At 78.3% G+C, this 5909-nt stretch carries 1 protein-coding gene; it reads left to right on the top strand.

Annotated features, from left to right (window positions below):
- Positions 1-5909, top strand: a 5909-nt coding sequence (locus tag KBX39_RS20510; RefSeq protein WP_210872011.1) for a type I polyketide synthase, incomplete at both ends; no start/stop codon positions are given.

The raw sequence follows: 5909 nt of genomic DNA, 5'->3' as shown, positions 1-5909 counted from the left end.
GTGGAGGCGCACGGCACCGGCACCACCCTCGGCGACCCGATCGAGGCGCAGGCGCTGCTGGCCACGTACGGGCAGGGCCGGCCGGCCGACCGGCCGCTCTGGCTCGGCTCCGTGAAGTCGAACATCGGCCACACCCAGGCCGCCGCCGGCGTGGCCGGCGTGATCAAGATGGTGATGGCGTTGCGGCACGACACCGTGCCCGCCACCCTGCACGTCGACGAGCCGACGCCCAACGTGGACTGGACGGCCGGCGCGGTGTCGCTGGCGACCGAGCCGCAGCCGTGGCCCGCCGGGGAACAGCCCCGCCGCGCGGGCATCTCCTCCTTCGGCATGAGCGGCACCAACGCCCACGTGATCATCGAGGAGGCGCCGGCCGCCGACCCGGCCCCGGCGGACACCCCGGACGGCCCCGCTGCCGCGACCGACCCGGTCACCGCGCCCGTCACCGCCCCGGTCGACGGTGCCGGCCTGGTGCCGGTGCTGGTCTCCGCCCGCGACGCCGCGTCCCTGACCGCGCAGGCCACCCGCTGGGCCGACTGGCTCGACGAGCGCCCCGAGCCGCGGCTGACCGATGTCGGCTGGTCGTCGGCGAGCACCCGGGCCAGCCTCGAGCACCGCGCCGTGCTGCTCGCCGGCGACCGCGCCGACCTGGCCGCCGCCCTGCGCGCGCTGGCCACCGGCGGCGACGCCCCGGGCCTGGTCACCGGCGCGGGCCCGCGCGGCGGCAAGCTCGCGTTCCTCTTCTCCGGCCAGGGCGCGCAGCGCAGCGGCATGGGCCGCGAGCTGGCCGCCGCGTTCCCCGTCTTCGACCGGGCGCTGACCGAGGTCTGCGCCGAGCTGGACCGGCACCTGCCCCGCCCGCTCGCCCCGGTGCTCTTCGCGCCCGAGGGCGACGAGGAGGCCGGGCTGCTCAACCAGACCCTCTACACCCAGGCCGGTCTGTTCGCCGTCGAGGTCGCGCTGTTCCGGCTCCTGGAGAGCTGGGGGGTCGTCCCGGACGTGCTGCTCGGCCACTCGATCGGCGAGCTCTCCGCCGCGCACGCGGCCGGTGTGCTGTCGCTGCCCGACGCCGCCACGCTGGTGGCCGCCCGGGGCCGGCTGATGCAGGCCCTGCCGGCCGGCGGCGCGATGCTGGCCGTCCAGCTCCCCGCCGACGCCGTCCGAGCCGCCCTGGCCGGCGTCGAGGACGCCGTCGCCGTGGCCGCCGTCAACGGGCCCACCGCCGTCGTCGTCTCCGGCGCCGCCGACGCCGTCGAGGAACTCGAACGCCGCTGGGCCGACCAGGGCGTACGTACCAGGCCGCTGCGGGTCAGCCACGCCTTCCACAGCCCGCTGATGGAGCCGATGCTCGCCGAGTTCGCCGCCGTGGTGCGCCGGCTGGAGCTGCAACCGCCGGCGCTGCCGATCGTGTCGAACCTGACCGGCGCCGTCGCCGACGCCGACGAGATCCGTACCGCCGAGTACTGGGTGCGGCACGTGCGGGAGGCGGTCCGCTTCGCCGACGGCGTCGAGCAGCTGCGGGCCCTGGGCGTGCGTACGTTCCTGGAGGTCGGCCCCAGCGGGGTGCTCACCGCGCTGGCCCGCGACGTCCTGGCCGACGACGAGACCGCCGCCGTGGCGCTGCTGCGCCGCGACCGCCCCGAGCCCACGTCGGCGCTCACCGCCCTCGCCGAGCTGCACGTCGGCGGGGTGGAGGTCGCCTGGACGCGGCTGTACGCGGGCGCCGAGACCGCGCGGGTGCCGCTGCCCGGGTACGCCTTCCGCCGCCAGCGCTTCTGGCCCGAGCCGCCGCCCGCCGGCCCCGACACCGCCTCCGCCGACGGCGACGACGAGTTCTGGGCCGCCCTGGAGCAGGCGGACGTCGACACGCTGCGCGGCGAGCTGGGCGACGACGACGAGCAGGTGCGGGCGCTGCTGCCGGCCCTGCCCGTGCTGTCCTCCTGGCGCCGGTCCCGGCGGGAACGCTCCCTCGTGGACGGCTGGTCGTACCAGGTGAGCTGGCAGCCCGTGCCGGTCGGGGACGGCGACGCCCCGGCGGGCCGCTGGCTGGTCGTGCTGCCCGCCGAGGACGCGCCGGCGTGGGCCGACGGCCTGGCCGGGCTCTTCGGCGACGCCGAGCCGCTGGTGCTGCGCGTCGGCGCCGCGGACCTGGACCGCGCGGCGCTCGCCGCCCGGCTCCGGGTGCTGACCGGCGGCCGCGCTGTCGACGGCGTGCTCGCCGTCGTCGCCGGCCAGGACCGGCTGCTGCCCGAGCACCCCGGCGTGACCCTCGCCGCCGCCGGCACCCTCGCCCTCGTCCAGGCGATGACCGACCTGGACCTGGTGGCGCCGCTGTGGTGCGTCACCAGCGGAGCGGTGGCGGCGGCCCCGGGCGACCGGGTCACGCACCCGCTGCAGACCGAGGTCTGGGGCCTCGGCCGCGCGGCGGCTGTCGAGCAACCGCACCGCTGGGGCGGCCTGGTCGACGTGCCGGCCACCGTCGACGCCGCCACCACCCGGCGGCTCGCCGCCGTGCTGGCCGGCCACGGCGGCGAGGACCAGGTGGCCGTGCGCCCCGGCGGCACCTGGGCCCGCAGGCTCACCCCGGCCCCGCCGCCGACCGACGAGAACCCGGCCGGTGACTGGTGGTCCGGCGCCGTCCTGGTCACCGGCGGCACCGGCGCCCTCGGCGGCCACGTCACCCGCTGGCTGCTCGACCGGGGCGCCGGGCGGGTGGTCCTGGCCAGCCGCCGGGGCGCCGCCGCCCCCGCCGTGGCGGACCTGCTCGACCGGTACGGCGCCGACGGGCGGGTCACCGCCGCCACCTGCGACGTCACCGACCGGCGGTCCGTGGCGGACCTGGTCGGCTCGCTGCCCGACCTGACGGCGGTCGTGCACGCCGCCGGCACCGACCAGCTCACCCCGATCACCGACACCACCCTCGACGAGTTCTCCCACGTCGTCGCGGGCAAGGTACTCGGCGCACTGCACCTCGACGCCTGCCTCGCCGAGCGCGACCTCGCCGCGTTCGTCATGTTCTCCTCCATCTCCGGCGTGTGGGGCAGCGCCGGGCAGTGCGCGTACGGCGCCGGCAACTCCCTGCTGGACGCCCTGGCCGTCAACCGGCGCGACCGGGGCCGGCCGGCCACCGCCGTCTCCTGGACGGCCTGGGGCGGCGCGCACGGCATGGCCGCCGAGAACGTCGCCACCGAGCAGCTCAACCGGATGGGCCTGCCGCCCGTCGATCCGGAGAAGGCGCTCGTCGCCCTCGACCGGGCGCTGCGGCGGCCCACGCCCTGCGTGACCGTCGCCGACGTCGACTGGAGCCGGTTCCACCCCGCGTTCACGGTGGCCCGGCCCAGCCCGTTCCTCGGCGACCTGCCGCAGGTGCGGGCGCTCGTCGCGCAGGAGGAGGCCGCCGCGCCGGCGGACGGGGTCGCGGCGCCGCTGCGCCACCTCGCGGCGCTCCCGGCGGCGGAGCAGGAGCGGGAGCTGCTGCGGCTGGTCAACGAGCAGACCGCGGCGGTGCTGGGCCACGCCACCCCCGACGAGCTGCGCGGGCGCCCGTTCAAGGACCTCGGCTTCGACTCGCTGACCGCCGTGGACTTCCGGGGGCGGCTGAACGCGGCCACCGGCCTGCGGCTGCCCACCACGCTGGTCTTCGACTACCCGACCCCCGCCGAGCTGGCCGCGCACCTGCGCGAGCTGGTCTCCGGCGCCGCCCCGGCCGACGCCCCGCAGGCGGTCGTCGTCGACGCCGACGAGCCCGTCGCGATCGTCGGCATGGCCTGCCGCTACCCCGGGGGCGTCGACGGGCCGGAGGCGTTCTGGCGGCTGGTCGCCGACGGCGTGGACGCCATCTCGCCGTTCCCCACCGACCGGGGCTGGGAGATCCCCGAGCCGGCCGAGGGGACGCACCCGCCGGCGGGCGGCTTCCTCCACGACGTGGCGGACTTCGACCCCGCGTTCTTCGAGATCTCGCCCCGCGAGGCCCTCGCCATGGACCCGCAGCAGCGGCTCACCCTGGAGACGTCCTGGGAGGCGCTGGAGCGGGCCGGCGTGGACCCGGCGTCGCTGCGGGGCACCCGTACGGGCGTCTTCGTGGGCGCCTCCACCTCCGGCTACGGCACGGGGCTGACCGAGGTACCCGAGGGCGTCGAGGGCTATCTGATGACGGGCGCCGCGCACAGCGTCATCTCCGGCCGGGTCGCGTACGCCCTCGGGCTGGAGGGCCCCGCCGTCACCGTCGACACGGCCTGCTCCTCGTCCCTGGTGGCGCTGCACCTCGCCGGGGCGGCGCTGCGGCGCGGCGAGTGCGACCTGGCGCTGGCCGGCGGCGTGGCCGTGATGGCCACCCCGACGGCGTTCCAGGAGTTCTCCCGCCAGGGCGGACTCGCCTCCGACGGGCGGTGCAAGTCCTTCGCCGCGACGGCGGACGGCACCGGCTGGTCCGAGGGCGTCGGCATGCTGCTCGTGCAGCGGCTCTCCGACGCCCGGCGGCAGGGCCGCCGCGTCCTCGCCGTGGTACGCGGCTCCGCCGTCAACTCCGACGGCGCGTCGAACGGGCTGACCGCCCCCAACGGCCCCTCCCAGCAGCGGGTGATCCGGCAGGCGCTGGCCGGCGCCGGGCTGGCGGTCACCGACGTGGACGTCGTCGAGGCGCACGGTACCGGCACCGTCCTCGGTGACCCGATCGAGGCGCAGGCGCTGCTGGCCACGTACGGGCAGGACCGGGGCGACGCCGGCCCGCTGCTGCTGGGCTCGGTCACGTCGAACATGGGCCACGCGCAGGCCGCCGCCGGTGTGGCCGGCGTGATCAAGATGGTGCTGGCGATGCGGGAGGGCACCGTACCGGCGACGCTGCACGTGGACGAGCCGTCGCCGCACATCGACTGGTCGGCCGGCGACGTGGAGCTGGTGACCCGGTCCCGGCCGTGGCCGGCCGCCGACCGGCCCCGCCGCGCGGCGGTCTCCTCGTTCGGTATCTCCGGCACGAACGCCCACGTGGTCGTCGAGCTGCCCGCCGACGCGCCCGCCGGCGCCGAGGCGGCCGACGCGCCGATGCCGCCGCCAGCCGCTGCGGCGGGGGAACGCCCCGCCGGGCTGCTCACCGCCGACGTGGTGGCCTGGCCCGTCTCGGCCCGCTCCGCCTCGGCCCTGGCCGCGCAGGCGTCCCGGCTGGCCCGGCATCTGCGCGCGCACCCCGGCCTCGCCCCGGCGTCGGTCGGCTGGTCGCTCGCCGCGACCCGCTCGGCGTTCGACCGGCGCGCCGCCGTGCTCGGCGCGACCCCCGGCGAGCTGCTGGCCGGCCTGGACGCGCTCGCCGCCGGCACCCCGGCCGGCAACGTCGTGACCGGCACCGTCGCCAACCACGGCGCGGGACCGGTGTTCGTCTTCCCGGGCGCCGCCCCGGCGGGCGCGGTGGCCGAACTGGTGGGCCGCTGCCCGGTCTTCGACGACACCCTCGCCGAGTGCCGGCAGGCCCTCGCGCCCTGGGTCGACGTCGATCCGGCCGCCCTGCTCACCGGCGCGGACGCTGCCTGGGCCGACCGGCCGGAGCTGGCCCGGCCGGTCCGGTTCGCCGTCGGCGTGGCACTCGCCGCCGTCTGGCGGCACGCCGGTGTCACCCCCGCCGCTGTCGTCGGCACCGGCGACGGCGAGGTCGTGGCCGCGTACGTGGCGGGCCTGCTGTCCCTGCCCGACGCCGCCCGCACGGTGGCGTTGCGGGCCCGCGCCGCCGCCGGCGGCCTGGACCACGACGGCCTCCGCGCCGCCCTGGCGGGGCTCGCGCCGCAGCCCGGGACCGCCCGGCTGGCCTCCACTGTCACCGGGGACTGGGCCGACGCGGCGGGCCTCGGCGTCGACCACTGGACCGACCCGGCCACCCTGGACACCGACCCGGCCGTCCCCGGCGCCGGGGACGGGGGGCC

The organism is Micromonospora sp. D75 (assembly GCF_018070405.1).
Lineage (GTDB): Bacteria > Actinomycetota > Actinomycetes > Mycobacteriales > Micromonosporaceae > Micromonospora > Micromonospora chalcea.
The sequence above is the reverse complement of the archived record's forward strand: the minus strand, read 5'-3'. Positions and strand labels throughout refer to the sequence as shown.